Here is a 267-nt window from a genome sequence, read left to right on the forward strand (position 1 = left end):
TTCTTGCATCGCCTAAAATCGTTCGCGTCAAAGCGCCAGCAATGCCGGTGGGCGGTTCTGATAGCTTTTTCTTTAATGGTTTTGCAAAAACTGATAAAACCTGTATCCCTTGCAAGATTGCCGAATTAATTGGTCGTCCTGTCAATCCTATTTCAGGCATAAAAGTTTTACCGGATGAAACTGATTTTGCTTTTGATGGATTGGTGCCGTTTGTATGGAGCCGCAGCTATTTTTCTGATTTGGAAGAAAGTTGGCTGGGTAGTGGCT

The 267-nt window shown here is 43.1% G+C and carries 1 protein-coding gene; it reads left to right on the forward strand.

All coding sequences use genetic code 11. The annotated features are described in order from the left end of the window. Positions 1-267, forward strand: a 267-nt coding sequence (locus ACTHS3_RS17985; protein ID WP_440368781.1) for a DUF6531 domain-containing protein, incomplete at both ends; no start/stop codon positions are given.

The sequence above is a fragment of the Neisseria sp. P0009.S007 genome (genome assembly GCF_051962515.1).